Genomic DNA, 15,571 nt, shown 5'->3' with positions numbered 1-15,571 from the left:
ACAGAACAGCCCCCCTTTGCAACTGACTGGGCACGGCATCTGCGCTCCCGCCGCACTTTCGGCGGGCCGGGCAGGGAACGGACCGGCAAGCATCCTGCCCGCTCCCCGGCGTGTCTAGTCGAAGTAGCTGAGCTACTTGGCAACGAATCCGAGGGCTCTGCGCCTTGCTACGCGCTCTTCTTTGGTGAGCTTTTGACGTTGGGTGTAGGTGACCCTAGCCTTACGTGCAGGGTGCCAAATTTGGGATCCGAACATCAATGGGGGAACGAATGCGGAAAACTGATGGTAAGTCGTGGGCGGCGGTTATGTTGATTAGCGTCTTAGCCAGCATTGCGACAGCAGTTCCGGCAGCGGCCGACGACACACAGGGGGAACTGTCAGCGACTGATGCAGTTGCAGCCGTTCAGGAGGTGGCAAGCCAGTCAAACACCGGACCAATCGAGGAAGCTGAAACCTTCACGGTTGAATCCGACGGGTCGCGAGTGGTTGTCGGTGAAGGAACGGAGGTGGCGATCGAGGCTGGCAATTCGCCGACGATCACTCTGGAATCCGAAATCTATGAGCCACTCCACGTGAACGGTGGTCTTGAAGGCGAGGTCGAGGTGACTTCGGACGGCACAAGTGTCTACGAAACAAAGCAGAACTACTCCGTTGTTCCGCTGCCGTACAAGGATGGCTCTATCCAGTTGATCAACGTAATTGCTGACTCAGCTGCTCCGGAGAGATACGAGTATGACTTTTCGTCGACGACGCCGGTGAGTATCACGCTCAAAGACGGTGTTGCTGTCATTTTGGACGTGAACGGCGACTTCATTGGCGGCGTCACGACACCCTGGGCTTATGACGCCCGCGGGGTCGCGGTTCCTACCCACTTCGAGATTGCTGGCAGCACCCTGATCCAGGTTGTTGAGCACTCGTCGGGATCATACACTTATCCGATTTCCGCCGACCCTTATTTGGGTCAAAAGCTTTTTTCATGGATCTCGGTTGACAGCTACTCGGGAGACTCTCGGGTAAACCTACAACCGACAGACTTCGGTCGGGGTATGCCGCCATGGGTGATGACCGGTGCTGGCTGGACGGAAGCAGTCGGTTGGGGAGGTGCGGCTCCAGTCGGATCCATCCTGCAAAGCAAGGCGACGATGCGCCAGCAGTTCGACTGCCACGCGTTCGGAAACGCCTTTGCTGGTACTTGGAACCTTGAGCGGTTCCGTCCGAACCGCACCACGGTCTGGAGCTGGGGCGTTGCTATCCACCGTTGCAACTGGACAACGGCGAACCAATATTGAGTCGAAATGAATGGAGTTTGCAGCATGAGCCAACAGCGCAAGGGGCTGAAAATATTTCTTTATGGCTCGATCGCCAGCGGAGTACTGGCGCTACTAACGGCATTACTGACTTCGGTTTTGTTCCAGGAAATTGAGAGCAAGGGAGACGTCACCAACGCGCAGGATTTCGGTTGGCGCGCAGTTGCGCTTGCCGTGTTGTCCGTCGTGCTTTTTACTGTTTATCTGATTCGTCGCAAGACTCTGAGTAAAAGGTTCAAGCAAACGCAAGAGCACTACCCAGCCCCGTGATGGGATTACGGCGTCGATGAAACGAGCAATAACAGGTAATGACTCGAGGCAGATTTTGCCTCGGGTCATTACCTTGTCGCTTCGCTTTGCGCCGATCTCTCAGTGGAGCTCCCCGCACCTAATTAAACCGGCTCATCGCAGTGCGCGCAGCAGCAGTGCCGCGCTAGCCCGTGGGCTGGCCCAGCCCGATCAGCGCGGGGTAAAGCGCATGTTTGCCGGAACGGCGCCGGCTATCTGGCAGACTTCGCAATAGCGCTGGCCCGCGGGCGGTTCATAGCGATCGACGAACTAGCCAGAGCCACCGAAGCCCCGTCTGAGCAGCTGCTCGACGTCCTGGAAGTCCAGGCCCTAGAAGGCCACGATGGCGGCTAACTCAGGTCATGGAGGGGGCGCAGGCCTCCCGGATGGCCTCGTGCCTCCGGTGCAGGTTGCGCTGGCCCGCGCCGTGGAGTCCATGCCAGCTAGCGGCGCACTGCCAGGGGAACTGCTCTTAGAACGGAAATGGGACGGGTACAGGAGCGTCGCGGTCCGCGACAACGCAACGGCCACGCTGTGGTCCCGGCAAGGGGGTACCAGAATTGGGCGCTGATAGACTCCTGCCGTGCAAAAGCAGCCGCGGTCGACCAGAGAGCTCCGCGTCGCGGCAGGCTTGCTCATTGCACAGGGTGTCCTGATGGAGGGCCTAGTATTCATCGGACTCTTAGTGTTCCTAGTCCTAGGCGTCACCCAGGACGCCATTACCCGGAATGCTCATATATTCGCCCTGCCATACCTGCAGGACAACCTCTATCTCATGATGACGATGAGTGGAGTCTTCGGTGCTCTCCGGGTGGTTGGCGGCATTGCACTCTGGAGGGACCGCCTTTGGGGCCTGGCACTTTCACTCGTCAACTGCGCAGTCACGCTCGTGCTCATGATCTTCCTCTTGCCCGCTGGCATCGCTGACGGGTTGCTTTCAGGTGCCGCGCTTGTGCTCATGCTTCACGGATGGCTCGGAACCCGATCCGTCAGCAAGGCGAACTTTCAATCCGATCTTCACTCCAGCGCGCGCTGAGGGATCCTTACCGGACGAGGCCCGCTCAGACGACGGAGGGCCGACTGACGTCGTAGGGGTCCCAGTCGAGATCCCAGAAGGCCCCGATGCCGTGATCCTGGATGTAGCGGCGCTCGGCCTCATGAATCGGGTAGAGACCACAGAGGTTTATTGGCAGAGTCTCGCCGATGTTGATGCCGGTGTAGTCCTCACGGTCAAGGACGGCGGGGGCGAAGATGACGAATGCGGTCATGTGGGAGTCAGGAGCGATCCTCTCGCCGAAGTTGATCGTGTCGCCGATTTGGAACGGGTTTCCCCGTTGGCCCTCTCCGATGTGCGCGAGGGCCAACGGCAACGGACGTCGTTTGACTTCACGCTGATACAGAGCTCGGGTCTGCCGAAGCGCCAAAGAGGGTGGTTGGCTAGGCTGATGCCGTAGGTGAAGCCGGTGATCATCCCGCACTCGGGAAGGTTGTCGTAGACGATCGCAGTCACACCGGGCAGCCCAGGATGGCCCTTTTCGATCGGAAAGAACCGTGGTTCGATCCCGCCGCTGAGGTCGTCGAGATGGGAGAGGAACTGCTCAAGGCGGGTGGGCATCCCGCTACTCTAGCAACGCTTCGGCTGATGGGACACGGGAGACAGACAGGAATCCCCGTCGATCAATCGGACCTACTCGCCGCCAGAATCACCCCTTGCGCTACCAGCGCATGCACGGTTGGGGATCGGCTTAAGTACTTCTGGCTCTACGACGCAGTAGGAGCGCGTTGCCCTGATGTGACCGCTAGCGTTGGCGCTTAGCTTCGCGGTCGGAACTTTCGGCGCTCGGCATTCCCTTTGATCCCGCGATGACGCCACCGATCAGGAGCACAAAGCCAAGTCCACCGATGGCGAACGGAAGGATAAAGGTTGGGGGCTCAACCCTAAGGGAGCCAGCTTCGTCGATCCAGGTTCCGTATTCGGTGCCGTAAAAGAAGATCAGCACCACAATCGCAGCCCCAATCAGAGCGCTGGCCCACGCCCACAAATTTCCTCGCATGGTCCCTATCCTCTCAGCTCAATTCACTTTCGGCGGCGGCTGCTTGCTGGCGCCCGTTCAGGGTTGCCCCTCCAGCCGCTGCAGGGCTGCGGTGGGAGTGCCCGGTGAGGGATCGGCTAACGGGCGTTCGACAAGCCAGCTGGGGGCTGATCGGCAGACTACCGTGTCACACTTCGCTGGCTTTTTGGACCGGCCCACCAGCAGGCTTCGGAGACGCTGAGTGGGATCAGCGCCCGACACCCTCGAGGAAGCATGTTTGAATGGATCATCATGGAAGCCGCGAATTTTCCGCTTGGCTCTGAATCCGATCTGCAGCACGCAATGGAACAGAATCTAGCTGAGCATGCCAGTCACTTGCACCGTAACCGCCTCGGTGCCTCCGTTGCGAAAACAGCCGATCTCCTGATCGCCGATAGCGGCCTGGCCGACGACACCTTCAACATCGTCGCCGCAGCCCAATTCGCTCAGGACACAGCACAAACCCGCACCGCGGAGACGGTCCGAACTCTGGCATCCACCGGCCGCCCGTTCTCCTGGTGGGTAGGCCCGGCCTCTACTCCTGGCAATCTTGCCGAATACCTTGAGAACGCCGGCCTCGAGGCGTCAGAGACAGAGACAGGCATGTGGAAGGGCCTGCACGGCGATCTCCCTGAGACGCGAGTGGAAGACCTGACAATCCGTCAGGTGACCACCCCGGAACAGCTCGCCGATTACGCCGCGATCCTCGCTGCAAATTGGAGCCCGCCAGCAGCCACGGTCCAGCAATTCTTTGCCGAGGCCGCAGACTCTGCCCTCGCCACCGATTGTCCCGCTCGCTACCTGGTCGGATACATAAACGGTCGCCCCGTCTGTTCGGCCGAAGTGTTCTTGCATTCGAGCGTCGCCGGGATTTACAACATTGCCACGCTTTCCTCCGACCGCCGACGAGGCTACGGCGGCGCAATCACCGTGGCCGCACTCGACACCGCGCGCGAAGCCGGATACGAAACCGCAGTATTGCAGGCCTCCGAGGACGGAGAACCCGTGTACCGCCGTCTCGGGTTTAAACCCTGTGGCCACTTCACGGAATACGCCATCAGTCCCTAACTCCGCCTTGCCACCTCACGTCCCCTCATCGGCACAAGAAACCCCTGTCCGTCACAGAGCCCATGGGATTGTCCGTGGAAGTGTGCGTGAAGGTTCGTTCTTGCTGGCTCTTCAACGTCCTGAACTCTGGGCGAATCGGGACTGCCCCAGATCAGTGTCACCCGCTTTAGTCCCTCGAGCGCATCAGTGGCGGGTTCAGTACCGCGCGGGCGGGTTGGCCCGGCGTCGGGCGTGCTTCAGGGGCGAGCCTGAACAGCGCAGCCGGCCGTCCGGCGTCGCCCACTGTCATCCGCCCGGTGTCCTCGAGGAAGCCGGGCGTCCCCGTCGCTTTCCGGTGGAAGTTACGCGGGTCCAGGCGGGTCCCCCACACTGCCTCGTAGACGGCGCGAAGCTGGGCGATGGTGAATTCGTCGCCACAGAAGGCAGCACCCAACGGCGAGTACTCGAGCTTCGACTTGGCCCGCTCCAGAGCGTCGCCGAGGATGTGCGCATGATCGAAGGCCAGCTCGAGCGTCCCATCCAGGACCTCCCGTACCGGATACCAGGCAGCCTGCTCAGCGTCGCTGCCCGCTGACAGCACCGGAAAGTCGGGCGCGAGCAGCAGGTGCGCGACGGTCAGGACGTCGCCGCGGGGGTCGCGCCCCTTGGGGCCATAACTGCCCAGTTGCTCCAGGTGCCCGGGAAGATGCTCGACGCCGGTCTCCTCCGCCAGTTCCCGACCCGCCGCTTCGAGCAGGTCCTCGCCCGCCAGAACGAAGCCACCCGGGAGGGCCAGCTTTCCTTTGAAGGGCTCGATGAGTCGGGTAATGAGCAGGACGTTCAGCTCACCGTTGCGCACTGTAAGGGCGACGACGTCGACCGTCACCGGGAAGCGCTCGGGCGCGAAATGGGATACAGGCATGTATCAAGCATAGGAAGTTATCGTCATGTTGACAATAAAGGTGAATGCGCCCTAGTGTGTAGTTATCGTCAAGTTGACGACAATAAAGTGAAAGCGAGAACATCATGGCCACCATCAAGCGCTACCCCTGGCTCAGCCACTTCCTCGGCAGCCCCACCGGCTACGTCGTCCACCTGCAAAAGGGGGCCGTCAAGCACCAAGGAGTGGGCCAAGCCTTCTTCTTCCGTCCTGCGAACTCTGTGTTGAGCGAGGTTCCCGTGGACGATCAAGAACTGCCCACCCTCTTCCACGCCATCACCCGCGACCACCAGGATGTCAGCGTTCAGGCCAACGTGACCTACCGCTTCATTGATCCTGTGGCTGTCTCCACCCGGCTCGACTTCGGACTGCAAACCGCAGGCAAGGCGCCGGCCACCGGACGCGAGCAGGTCTCCACGATCATCGGTCAGCTGTGCCAGAGTCACGCGATCGACCAGATCGCCACCACCACCCTCGCCGAGGCACTCGAACGCGGAGTCAGCCAACTCCGTCTGGTCCTCACAGAGGCCCTGCGGGCAGATGCCAGGCTGCAATCCACCGGCATCGAAATCCTCGGCGTGCAGGTGTTGGCCGTCAGGCCCGAAGCCGACGTCGAACGTGCGCTCCAGACGCCGGTGCGTGAACAGCTCCAAGCCGAAGCGGACCGGGCTGTGTACGAGAGGCGGGCAGTCGCCGTCGAACGTGAACGCACCATCTCCGAGAACGAGATGGCGAGCCAAATCGAACTGGCCGTGAGGCGTGAAAACCTGGTGGCCCAAGAGGGTGCCAACGCCCGCCGAGCAGCGGAAGAGAAGGCCGCCGCGGGCTTGATTGAGGCGCAAGGTTCTGCTGAACGGCAAGGCATTGGCGCAGCAGCCGAGGCGAACCAAATCCGTCTGGTTGGTGAGGCAGCCGCTGCCCGCGAAGCCGCCACTATGGAGGTTTATCGCAATATGGAACAGGCCACGCTTTTGGCACTGGCCCTGAAGGACGCTGCCGGAAGCCTCCCGAACATCGGGAACCTGACCATCACTCCGGACCTGCTCAGCGGAGCACTTGCCGGGCTGTTCAAGGAACCCGCCACAACTGAGCTCACCAAGTAAGGATCGTCATGGCCACCCCGCGCATCGTCATCGTCCACCGGCGGACCGAACTCCAGGAACTCCTGGACCGGCACGCCACCCGCGGCCAGGCCGAGTTCTTCCTTAGCACCCGCGGTCGCAGCATCCAGGACGTGCAGGACCGGCACGATCACCTCACCGCGGCCTTGGCCACCGTCCGCGCTGCCGTGCCGTCCGATTGGCGGCAGGCCGAAGTGGAACGCGCAGACCTCAGCCGTTTCCTGCTCACGGCCGAGGACATCATCGCCGTAGTGGGGCAGGACGGGCTGGTGGCGAACGTCGCCAAGTACCTGAACGGCCAGCCGGTCATCGGCATCGACCCGGAGCCCGGCGCCAATCCCGGGGTCCTGGTCCGGCACACGCCGGCCGCGGCCGCGGCACTTCTGACCACTGGCGATGTTGGGCGGCTGCGCTGCCAGGACCTCACCACCGTGACGGCAACGCTCGACGACGGGCAGCAGCTTTCGGCGCTCAACGAAGTTTTCATCGGGCACGCCTCACATCAATCGGCAAAGTACACCGTGACGGCACCCAGTTTCACCCAGCCCGGCGGGCAAACCGAGCGGCAATCGTCGTCGGGCCTTATCGTTTCCACGGGCACCGGCGCCACCGGCTGGTGCGCCTCGATCGCCTTGGAACGCGGTGGTCGGGCACTCCCGGCTCCGACCGATCCGCGGCTCGCGTGGTTCGTCCGCGAAGCATGGCCCTCCCCGGTCACGGGCGCCTCGCTGACCGAAGGCGTGCTCGAAGCCGGCGAAGTGCTGCGGATTACCGTGGCGTCGGATCAGCTGGTGGTCTTCGGCGATGGCATGGAGGATGACCGGCTGACAGCCTCGTGGGGGCAAGAAATCACCGTTCAGTTGGGGAAGCGGCCGCTGCGGTTGGTGGTGTGACCCCTTGGATTAGTCCACTCGGTGTAGTCTTGGCGGTTGGCCCACCTCCTGAAGGTTGGGGCACTCCATGTCAGACTCAAACGAGGAGCCTCGTGAGCCAGCCCGAGCACACTGCACAGCACTCAGTCCCGTCCGGGAAGCCTTCGAACACTTCCGCCCGGGACGCTCTGTGGGGGTGGTTGATCGGACTCCTCGCTGGCGTTCTTGGACTCGCGCCGTGGTGGATTACTGGTGCTACTCTGCCCCTTCAGAACTTGTGGGCTACGCAGGTGATGCCAGATCTGATGCCGACGGCCCTGCTGCCTCTGAGCCAGTACGAGGCGACCACCATCCTGGCACTCCTGACCGTTGGCGGCGCTGCAGCGGGTCTCGCAGTTCGCATCTGGTCACCCGCCCGCCGTCGACTCGTTACGTGGTCCGCCGTAGCCGGAGTCCTCGTGGTGCACCTCGCCGCCACCATCCAGTCGTTCGCGGTACTCAGGGAAGGGCTCTTGCCCGGAAGCCTCTCCGGGCTCTACTTCGGAGGCCTTCTGGCCGGCGTCATCGGTTGCGTGCTTGCAGCGCTGGTCGCGTTGTTGCTTATCGCTTCGTCTTCAACGGTAAAGACGACCATCGGATTCGGACTCATGGCCATACCAGTCACGACGTGGGCCGTGGTGTGGGTGGTGAACGTCGTGGGATTCCTCAACGTTCCGACTGCCGTACCCACTGTTGCGCGACGGGTCCCTGCCGTCCTGGTGGGTTGCGCTCTGGCGTGGTGCGGACTCCGGCCCGCTCGTCGCGTGGTGGCTTGGGTGCTCAACCTTGTCTTCCTTTGGCTGCTTCCTGCACTCTTCACCGCCGTCCAATCAGTTCTGGGAACACGCGTACTGGCAGGAAACGTCCCGGAGATGCTCGCGATGGGACGCGATGTCTTCGGGCGGGCCCTCGGTCCCGACGGAGCCGCGCTGCCCACGATTCTGCTGGCCCTGGTCATGGGACTAACGGGTGTTGGCGCCCGATTCGTTGTTGCTCGTCGGAACTCCCTGGCAGCGGGCTAGTTCGACTGAAAGCTGCGGACCATCCGGATGTCCGTTACGCCGTCGTCGACCTTCACCGCTCCGTCGGCAATAAATCCGTTCTTCCGGTAGAAGGCTTGGGCTCGCGGATTAGGGTCGGCCACCCACAACACAGCAGGTGCGGACGGGCTGATGACTTCGTTGAGAAGCGCCGCTCCCACGCCCGAGCCGTGGGACGATGCATACGCGTAAAGGACGTACAACTCCTGCGGCTCCTCAGCAAGATCAGATGAGGGACCTGACATGGCAATGCCGATCAACCTGTCGTCATGCAACGCGACGGCGACGTTGTTCTTTTCATAGCGGGGATCAGTCAGTGCTGCGGTCCAGAATTTCTCCCGCCACTCAAGGAGACCGGGATCGTCCAGCTCGGAGTCGCTCATCAAGCCCCGGTAGGTTTCGCGCCAGGTATCCACATGCACTCTCGCCATGCCGGGGGCATCCGCTGGCTCGGCACGACGCACGTCAAAGTTGATTGCCATGGCTCAACGGTACCTACTCAGCGGTTCGGTACCACCACTACCTGCACGTCGTCCTCGTAAAGGACACGTCCCGGCGTTGATGAACGAAGTTCTTCCCATTGCACCCCGTGGCGGTCCAATAGGTCCAAATAGCCAGGGATCCTTGTCAGCAGATGCGCAGCAGTTGTTTTGAACCACGCTTGGGCGTGCGGATTGATGGTGCCGTCATAAACCGTGGGATCTAAAAGGTTGGGATCAGGGTAGGCGGCGTCGTACCAAGCATTCGCAGTCTGCCACCAACGGTGGTCCTCTTCGCTTAGCCTTCCGTCCTTCGCCAGTCCATTTGCCAGGCCAAATATGCCGACGTTGATCCCCCGCGCATTCACTTGTGTTGACTGATACCTAACGAATTCAAGGGCATCGTCCATCAGCTAATTTCCCTCGTGACGTTTCCAGGACACTTCAACCCAGACTGAATACCGAGCCTATATGTCCTGCGAGATACCTGCCTGATAGCCGGTGTACCGTTGCCACGACGTAGTGGTTCCAGCCAGAGAGGCATCTATGACAGCAAAGATTGTAGAGATCATCAGGCATGTTCTGCGGGATGTGAGGTCCAGCGGGCTTGAGGAACCACGCATCGAAGATACCGCTTGGAATGACGACCCGCAGGCAATCTCGGCGATGATTTACAGCGCCCGCGACTCATCAGGACAGGGCGTGTCGGTGAGGCGCGATCTACCACGGGCCGAGCAGCTGGTATCAGTAGCGGACCAGGTCCAGGAGTGGGTTATCGAAGAAAACGGCCCCATTAACAGCAATTGGCCGCAGTGCCCTTGGCATCCCAACAATCACCCCATGGCCGCTCGGCTGGTCGGCGACCAAGGTGTTTGGGCCTGCCCAGTTCTCCTAACCCCCGCAGCCATCATCGGTGGTCTCGGTGTGAACGGAGCGGACGCATAGGCTCACTCAAGACTCGCCCTTACTCCCAATCCACCACGAATTTCAACCGTTGTCCCCTGGCAGAGCCCCGGGGTAGGGTGACCGGACCGTCCACCCACATCACCGTCTGGAACAACTCTGGGAGGAACCATGACACATGTGAGACGTCAGCTGGCTGCTGTAACGGCAGCCTTGGCCCTAACCGCGACGAGCGGGGCGATGGCCAGCCCGGCCTTCGCCGATCCCCGCGCCACCGACAAGAACGCAACCGCCACCGGCTACGGGGGTGCCGTGAGCACCGTGGATCCCGAGGCTTCCGCGGCCGCCATTGAAGTACTGAAGAGGGGCGGCAACGCAGCAGACGCCGCAGTCGCAGCGGCAGCCACCCTCGGCGTCACCGAACCGTACAGCGCCGGCATTGGAGGCGGCGGCTACTTCGTGTTCTACGACGCAAAGACAAAAAAAGTGGGCACCATCGACGGCCGTGAAACCGCTCCGGCCGGCATGCCCAACGACGCTTTCATTGACCCTGCCACCAAGCAGCCCTACAAGTTCACGCCCGATCTGGTCACCAGCGGCGTCTCCGTCGGCGTCCCCGGAACCCCTGCCACCTGGGAGCGCGCGCTGGAACGCTGGGGAACCCTGGACTTGGGCGAAGCTTTGAAGCCCGCCATCAAGGTTGCCAACCGCGGCTTCGTCGTGGATGAGACGTTCCGCCAGCAGACCCTGGACAACAAGGTCCGCTTCGACGCGTTCACTCCCACCCGGGACCTGTTCCTTCCCGGTGGCGACGCTCCCGCCGTCGGAAGTGTCTTCCAGAACCACGACCTCGCCGCGACGTACCGGCTGCTCGCCAAGGAGGGCACCGACGCCTTCTACGGCGGCCCGCTCGCAGAGGAGATCGCCAAGACCGTGCAGGCTCCGCCGAAGACCGCCGAAACCAAGCTTCCCGTCCCGGTGGGGTTCATGACCACCCAGGATCTTGCCAACTACAAGGCGCTGGACCAGGACGCCACCAAAGTGGAGTACCGCGGCTATGACGTCTACGGCATGGCTCCCTCCAGCAGCGGCGGCACCACGGTGGGCGAGGCGCTGAACATCCTGGAAAACTACGACCTCAAGGGCATGAAACCGGCCGATGCACTGCACCACTACTTCGAGGCCAGCTCGCTCGCCTTCGCGGACCGCGGCGCCTACGTAGGCGATCCCGCATTCGTGAAGGTCCCCACCAACACGTTGCTGAACGACGTCTTCGCCAAGGAACGCTCCTGCGAAATCGATCCGACGGCGGCCGCTCCCAAGCCTGTCGCCCCCGGCAATATAGAAACGTACGACGGCGCGTGCCCGGCTGCCGTGGCGCCCCTCGCCAATGAAACGGATACGGAGAACATCTCCACGACGAACCTGACGGTCGCCGACAAGTGGGGCAACGTAGTGGAGTACACACTGACCATCGAGCAGACCGGTGGTTCGGGAATTGTTGTTCCGGGCCGGGGTTTCCTGCTGAACAATGAGCTGACTGACTTCAGCACGGTCTACGATCCGAAGGATCCCAACCGGATTGAACCCAACAAGAGGCCGCGTTCCTCAATGTCGCCCACCATCATTCTGAAGGACCAAAAGCCGTTCCTGGCACTGGGCTCCCCCGGTGGATCGACCATTATCACCACCGTGCTGCAGACCATCCTGAACCGCGTCGACCTGGGAATGACAGTCTCCGAGGCCCTCGCTGCACCACGGGCTGCACCCCGAAATGGAGCGACTGTCAGTTCCGAGCCCGCCTTCATTAATGCCTATGGTCCTGCACTGGAGTCGCTGGGCCACGACCTGGTTCCGGCGGGTGATGCCTTCACGTCGGCGGCCGAGATCGGGGCAGCGACGGCCATCGAGTTCGGCAAGGACGGACAGATGACCGCGGCTGCCGAGCCGACCAGGCGTGGCGGTGGTTCGGCGATAGTGGTCAAACCGGTCAAACCCGGCAGGTAGCGGGTTGGGCCCCGGAAATTCACTCCGGAGGATCCAGCCTGCACCTGGAGGTGTCTTTAGTCGTGGGGAGGTTCCCCGGTTAGGCGGTGGTCGGCATGATTGACGGTTTCCCGGATCAGCCGTATCAGGTGCCCGTCATGCAATGAGTAAATGACGTGACGCCCATCTTTGCGGGTGTCCACCAACCCGCTGAGGCGCAGTTTCGCCAGATGCTGGCTGATCACGGTCCGTGGCGCCCCTGCGACATTGGTGAGCTCGGTGACAGTCTTAGGACCGTCCGCGAGTTGCCAGAGCAGGTGCAGCCGGGTCGGTTCGGCCAGCATCCGCAGCGTCTCAGCGGCGGTGTTCAGCAAAGCCGGACCGGGGATGATCTCGTGAACAAGTGAAGATTCCCCTCGCCCGGGAGTGGCATCAGGTGTTGGACTCGACTGGGCGGTCATTGGTCTGCTCCTTGGCGATGGTTGGTTCTGTTGCTGGCTTACCGTGTCTTGGCCAGGAAAGGAACGCGGCAACGGCGCCCATAACGCCGATAGACGTCAAAGTTGCAGCAGCCCAACCCAATCCCGCGGTGGCCCCGATCCAACCTGCCAGCGGATATGTCAGGATATAGCAGGCATGGGACAGGGAGAACTGAGCGGTAAAAACGTAGGAACGGGTTTCATCAGTTGACGCATCGCGCAGCAGCCGCGATGACGGGGTCAGGATAGTGGAGTTCGCAGCCCCCAGCACAAACCACAAGGCCAGCAGGAACCACCACCCCGCCCCGGCAACCCCGCCAGCAGTCATGATTGTCGCCACGGTCAAAGCTGAGGGGATCAGGGCGGCTCCGGTGAGCATCACGGCCCTGTCCCCGAACCGGTCCAGGAACCGTGGAGCAGTGAGAGCAACCATCATGGAACCGACGCCGAAGCAGGCCAGGGCAAGCGCCAGATCCGATTCCGGCCGGTGCAAAACGTTCCGGACGTAGACCACGGTGTTGACCAGAACCAGAGCCGTCGGCGCGGCAACCACCAGGTTCAAGGCCAGCAAGGATCGCAGCCGCCGGTTTCGCCAGAAGATCCGGGTACCCAGGGTAGTCCGGTGCCAAAGCGACGTGGTCGGCGATCCAGTCCCTGTGGCTCCCCTGGGCAGGCTTGTGAGCGCCACGAGCAATGCGGAGAAGAGGAACCCAGCGACCGTGCCCACGAAGAGGTTGTTGTAGCTGGTTACGGTCAACAGCAGCGCTGCGAGGGCAGGGCTTACCAATGCTTCCATGTCATATGCCAGACGGGACAGCGACAAAGCCCGGGTGTAGTCCCGCTCCGCGGTCAGGATGGTCGGAATCAGAGACTGGAAGGCCGGAGTGAACGTCGCCGATGCCGACTGCAGCAGGAAGATCACCACGTAGATCTGCCACACCTCAGTGATGAAAGGCAGGCACAACGCCATGGCAGCACGGATCAGATCCGCCCCGATCAGCACGCGCTTCTTCGGCAAACGAGCAACCAGGGCATTGATCACCGGTGCCAGTCCCACGTAAGCGAGCATTTTGATCGTCAACGCGGTCCCGATCACGCCCCCGGCGCTACTCCCGGCCAGATCGTAGGCCAAGAGGCCAAGAGCAACCGCAAGAAGGCCCGTGCCAATCAGCGCCACAATCTGGGCGGCGAACAATTGCCGGTACGTCACGTTCCGCAGAACCGCTAACATCTACCTATCCCTTAGGTGCACAAGTACATATGTGTGCACCTATAGTAATAGAGTCAAGCTCATCCCGGAGCCTCCGGTTGCGGTTTCTTGGCTGGGTGACCGATGTCCCGCCCCTTTTGTCCCGCCCCGTCAAGATGGGCGGTTGTTCCGGAGCTCCCACCTGTATCTCCACACCATGACCACCGATGCGGCCGCCATGATGATTCCGGTGATCATGGACCACGGCGATTGGTCTGGATTGGAGACGAAGATCGAGACAGCATAGGCGGCGAGCACCAAGGCCAACAGCAGCCAGATCAAGGGTTTGCGATTCATTGTTGTATTCCTTAGGGAAAGGGTTGAACAGTCAGGCGAGGTCGCGCTTCAGGAAAACGCCGAAGGCTAGTGCTGTGACTACTAAAAGCCAGCCCGCTGCTCCGATGAAAGAGCCCCAAGCCGGTATGTTGACAGCTGTTTGGTTTGCCCAGTCGGCGGCAATTGCCGGGAAGAAAGTGGTATCCGGTCCCACCAGCATCTCCGGGAGCAGCAGGGAAAGTGGTACGGCGAACAGGCTCACCAGATGGTTGCGGATGAGGGAACCCGCAGCGAACCCCCACACCGATCCCATGGCGGCGAGACCCGCGAAGGCCGGGACAGCGGTCAAACCCACGTGCCACGATTCATCCAGCAGTTTCCCGGACAGGACAACGATCAGGCCAACCACTGCGCCGCTGAACACGCCAGCCAGTGATGTGGTGGCTGCCCTGCCCAGGAACGCCGGGCTCCGCTGGAACAGCAGGACCCGGCGACTGAAGCTTCCATTGCGGTAGTCGGAGGTAAAGGCGAAAGCGCCCACCACCGCGGCCGCAGTCAGCGTGAGCGTCAGGCCTGCCTCCACCAAGGGTTCGTCGAAGCCCTCCATGGACGGGCCGGATTCAAGCGCGGCGGCGGCAAACACCAAGGCCATGAAGCCCAGCACCAGCACGGCCCCAACACCCGAACCCTTCCACAGCCAAGGGCGCCGGAGGTCCGAGAGGAATGCCGACACCACGTCAGAGCTCCTTCCGGCGAAGGGACCACACGGCGCCAAAGCCCGCGAACAGCAGCCATCCCACGGACACGAAAAAAGCCGCAAGGGGTTCAAGTAAACCCTCGAAGGGAACAGAAGCGATTCCCGCCAACGCGCCGGACGGAAGCCAGCGGGCCATGTCCGGAGCATTCGCCAACAGAGGCAGTTCGACGGCGAGTGGAATCACCAAGGTGAGGATCGTCGTCGCGTAATAGTGCTGAAAGATCCACCCCAGAGAGCAACCCCAGACGGCAGCGAGAGCCGAGGCCACCAGCACCCCCGGCAACAGCCCCAGCGACTCCGAAGCCAGGAGCTGGGAGCCAACATCCGGTCGCAGTGAGAAGGCGATGGTCCCACCCCACACCACGATTCCTGTGACGACGGAGCCGAGCCCCACCACCACCGCGGCAAGGTATTTACTCACCAGCACGTTCGACATTCCGGCTGCCACCACGGTTCGGCGGAGCGTCCCGTAATAGGCTTCGCGGGTGACCAGATAGCTTCCGGCGAATGTGGCTACCGGCGCAATGCTCGCGGCCAGCGACCAGAAGATCCGGATGTTGTCCGAAACGGACAAAGCACCCGAGCTGTCCGGCCAGCCAAGGAAGTTGGCCACGAACCACGGCACCAAAGCACTGAACGCCACGATGCCCAGGATGGAGTATCCGCTGAGGTATCGGAGGAGCTCGGATCGGATCCCACTTGTTGCTGTGGCCAAG

At 61.9% G+C, this 15,571-nt stretch carries 20 protein-coding genes; 9 read left to right on the top strand and 11 right to left on the bottom strand.

Annotated features, from left to right (window positions below):
• The first annotated feature begins 269 nt into the window (after positions 1 to 269).
• From ACIQLI_RS17830 to ACIQLI_RS17820, 3 genes are all read left to right on the top strand, one after another.
• Positions 270 to 1,289, top strand: coding sequence for a DUF2599 domain-containing protein (locus tag ACIQLI_RS17830; protein ID WP_400390789.1), 1,020 nt, complete (start codon positions 270 to 272; stop codon positions 1,287 to 1,289).
• A gap of 24 nt (positions 1,290 to 1,313) precedes the next feature.
• A complete protein-coding gene (locus ACIQLI_RS17825) occupies positions 1,314 to 1,577 on the top strand; it encodes a hypothetical protein (RefSeq protein ID WP_400390787.1) in 264 nt (87 codons plus the stop codon).
• 601 nt (positions 1,578 to 2,178) lie between these two features.
• Positions 2,179 to 2,631 carry a hypothetical protein gene (locus ACIQLI_RS17820; protein WP_400390785.1) on the top strand — a complete coding sequence of 151 codons (453 nt, stop codon included), beginning with the start codon at positions 2,179 to 2,181 and terminating at the stop codon, positions 2,629 to 2,631.
• Positions 2,632 to 2,656: 25 nt separating this feature from the next.
• Here ACIQLI_RS17820 and ACIQLI_RS17815 read toward each other — a convergent pair whose 3' ends face one another.
• The 3 genes from ACIQLI_RS17815 to ACIQLI_RS17805 all read right to left on the bottom strand — a co-directional run bounded on the left by ACIQLI_RS17815 (position 2,657) and on the right by ACIQLI_RS17805 (position 3,649).
• The gene (locus tag ACIQLI_RS17815; RefSeq protein ID WP_400390940.1) at positions 2,657 to 2,959 is read right to left on the bottom strand and encodes a suppressor of fused domain protein; all 303 of its coding nucleotides are present in this window, start codon (positions 2,957 to 2,959) and stop codon (positions 2,657 to 2,659) included.
• A complete protein-coding gene (locus tag ACIQLI_RS17810) occupies positions 2,860 to 3,210 on the bottom strand; it encodes a hypothetical protein (RefSeq protein WP_400390948.1) in 351 nt (116 codons plus the stop codon). The genes ACIQLI_RS17815 and ACIQLI_RS17810 overlap by 100 nt, the downstream gene beginning before the upstream one ends.
• Positions 3,211 to 3,394: 184 nt before the next feature.
• On the bottom strand, positions 3,395 to 3,649 hold the full coding sequence (locus ACIQLI_RS17805; RefSeq protein ID WP_400390783.1) for a hypothetical protein: 255 nt from the start codon (positions 3,647 to 3,649) through the stop codon (positions 3,395 to 3,397).
• Between the two features lie 252 nt (positions 3,650 to 3,901).
• Here ACIQLI_RS17805 and ACIQLI_RS17800 point away from each other — a divergent pair, with 252 nt between their 5' ends.
• On the top strand, positions 3,902 to 4,735 hold the full coding sequence (locus ACIQLI_RS17800; RefSeq protein WP_400390781.1) for a GNAT family N-acetyltransferase: 834 nt from the start codon (positions 3,902 to 3,904) through the stop codon (positions 4,733 to 4,735).
• Between the two features lie 166 nt (positions 4,736 to 4,901).
• On the opposite strand, the gene ACIQLI_RS17795 is transcribed toward ACIQLI_RS17800, so the two are convergent.
• Positions 4,902 to 5,636: an NUDIX hydrolase gene (locus tag ACIQLI_RS17795; RefSeq protein WP_400390778.1), complete on the bottom strand. Its 735-nt coding sequence runs from the start codon at positions 5,634 to 5,636 to the stop codon at positions 4,902 to 4,904.
• Between the two features lie 104 nt (positions 5,637 to 5,740).
• On the opposite strand from ACIQLI_RS17795, the gene ACIQLI_RS17790 reads away from it, so the two are divergent.
• The 3 genes from ACIQLI_RS17790 (at position 5,741) to ACIQLI_RS17780 (ending at position 8,708) form a co-directional block, all read left to right on the top strand.
• Entirely contained in the window at positions 5,741 to 6,757 is a 1,017-nt protein-coding gene (locus ACIQLI_RS17790) for an SPFH domain-containing protein (protein ID WP_311213586.1), read from the top strand.
• A gap of 8 nt (positions 6,758 to 6,765) precedes the next feature.
• Positions 6,766 to 7,668, top strand: coding sequence for a hypothetical protein (locus tag ACIQLI_RS17785; RefSeq protein WP_400390776.1), 903 nt, complete (start codon positions 6,766 to 6,768; stop codon positions 7,666 to 7,668).
• Positions 7,669 to 7,940: 272 nt separating this feature from the next.
• Positions 7,941 to 8,708, top strand: coding sequence for a hypothetical protein (locus ACIQLI_RS17780; RefSeq protein WP_400390774.1), 768 nt, complete (start codon positions 7,941 to 7,943; stop codon positions 8,706 to 8,708).
• Here the strand turns inward: ACIQLI_RS17780 and ACIQLI_RS17775 are convergent.
• Entirely contained in the window at positions 8,705 to 9,208 is a 504-nt protein-coding gene (locus tag ACIQLI_RS17775) for a GNAT family N-acetyltransferase (RefSeq protein ID WP_400390772.1), read from the bottom strand. The two genes, ACIQLI_RS17780 and ACIQLI_RS17775, sit on opposite strands and share 4 nt — an antisense overlap.
• A 17-nt stretch (positions 9,209 to 9,225) precedes the next feature.
• The gene (locus ACIQLI_RS17770) at positions 9,226 to 9,615 is read right to left on the bottom strand and encodes a hypothetical protein (protein ID WP_400390770.1); all 390 of its coding nucleotides are present in this window, start codon (positions 9,613 to 9,615) and stop codon (positions 9,226 to 9,228) included.
• Between the two features lie 136 nt (positions 9,616 to 9,751).
• Between ACIQLI_RS17770 and ACIQLI_RS17765 the strand changes: the two genes are divergently transcribed.
• Together ACIQLI_RS17765 and ggt are read left to right on the top strand one after the other, a co-directional pair.
• Positions 9,752 to 10,150, top strand: a complete 399-nt coding sequence (locus tag ACIQLI_RS17765) for a hypothetical protein (RefSeq protein WP_354227809.1) — start codon at positions 9,752 to 9,754, stop codon at positions 10,148 to 10,150.
• Positions 10,151 to 10,279: 129 nt separating this feature from the next.
• Positions 10,280 to 12,115 carry a gamma-glutamyltransferase gene (gene ggt, locus ACIQLI_RS17760; RefSeq protein WP_400390768.1) on the top strand — a complete coding sequence of 612 codons (1,836 nt, stop codon included), beginning with the start codon at positions 10,280 to 10,282 and terminating at the stop codon, positions 12,113 to 12,115.
• A 56-nt stretch (positions 12,116 to 12,171) separates the two neighbouring features.
• Here ggt and ACIQLI_RS17755 read toward each other — a convergent pair whose 3' ends face one another.
• From ACIQLI_RS17755 to ACIQLI_RS17735, 5 genes are all read right to left on the bottom strand, one after another.
• Positions 12,172 to 12,555 carry an ArsR/SmtB family transcription factor gene (locus tag ACIQLI_RS17755; RefSeq protein WP_400390766.1) on the bottom strand — a complete coding sequence of 128 codons (384 nt, stop codon included), beginning with the start codon at positions 12,553 to 12,555 and terminating at the stop codon, positions 12,172 to 12,174.
• On the bottom strand, positions 12,527 to 13,804 hold the full coding sequence (locus ACIQLI_RS17750; RefSeq protein WP_400390764.1) for an MFS transporter: 1,278 nt from the start codon (positions 13,802 to 13,804) through the stop codon (positions 12,527 to 12,529). Before ACIQLI_RS17750 ends, ACIQLI_RS17755 begins: the two co-directional genes overlap by 29 nt.
• 129 nt (positions 13,805 to 13,933) lie before the next feature.
• Positions 13,934 to 14,119: a hypothetical protein gene (locus ACIQLI_RS17745; protein WP_354227805.1), complete on the bottom strand. Its 186-nt coding sequence runs from the start codon at positions 14,117 to 14,119 to the stop codon at positions 13,934 to 13,936.
• A gap of 31 nt (positions 14,120 to 14,150) precedes the next feature.
• A complete protein-coding gene (locus tag ACIQLI_RS17740; protein WP_400390762.1) occupies positions 14,151 to 14,834 on the bottom strand; it encodes a hypothetical protein in 684 nt (227 codons plus the stop codon).
• 1 nt (position 14,835) lies between these two features.
• The gene (locus ACIQLI_RS17735) at positions 14,836 to 15,570 is read right to left on the bottom strand and encodes a hypothetical protein (protein WP_400390760.1); all 735 of its coding nucleotides are present in this window, start codon (positions 15,568 to 15,570) and stop codon (positions 14,836 to 14,838) included.
• Position 15,571 lies beyond the last annotated feature (1 nt).

The sequence above is a fragment of the Paenarthrobacter sp. NPDC091669 genome (assembly GCF_044756725.1).
GTDB lineage: Bacteria > Actinomycetota > Actinomycetes > Actinomycetales > Micrococcaceae > Arthrobacter > Arthrobacter bambusae_C.
The sequence above is the reverse complement of the archived record's forward strand: the minus strand, read 5'-3'. Positions and strand labels throughout refer to the sequence as shown.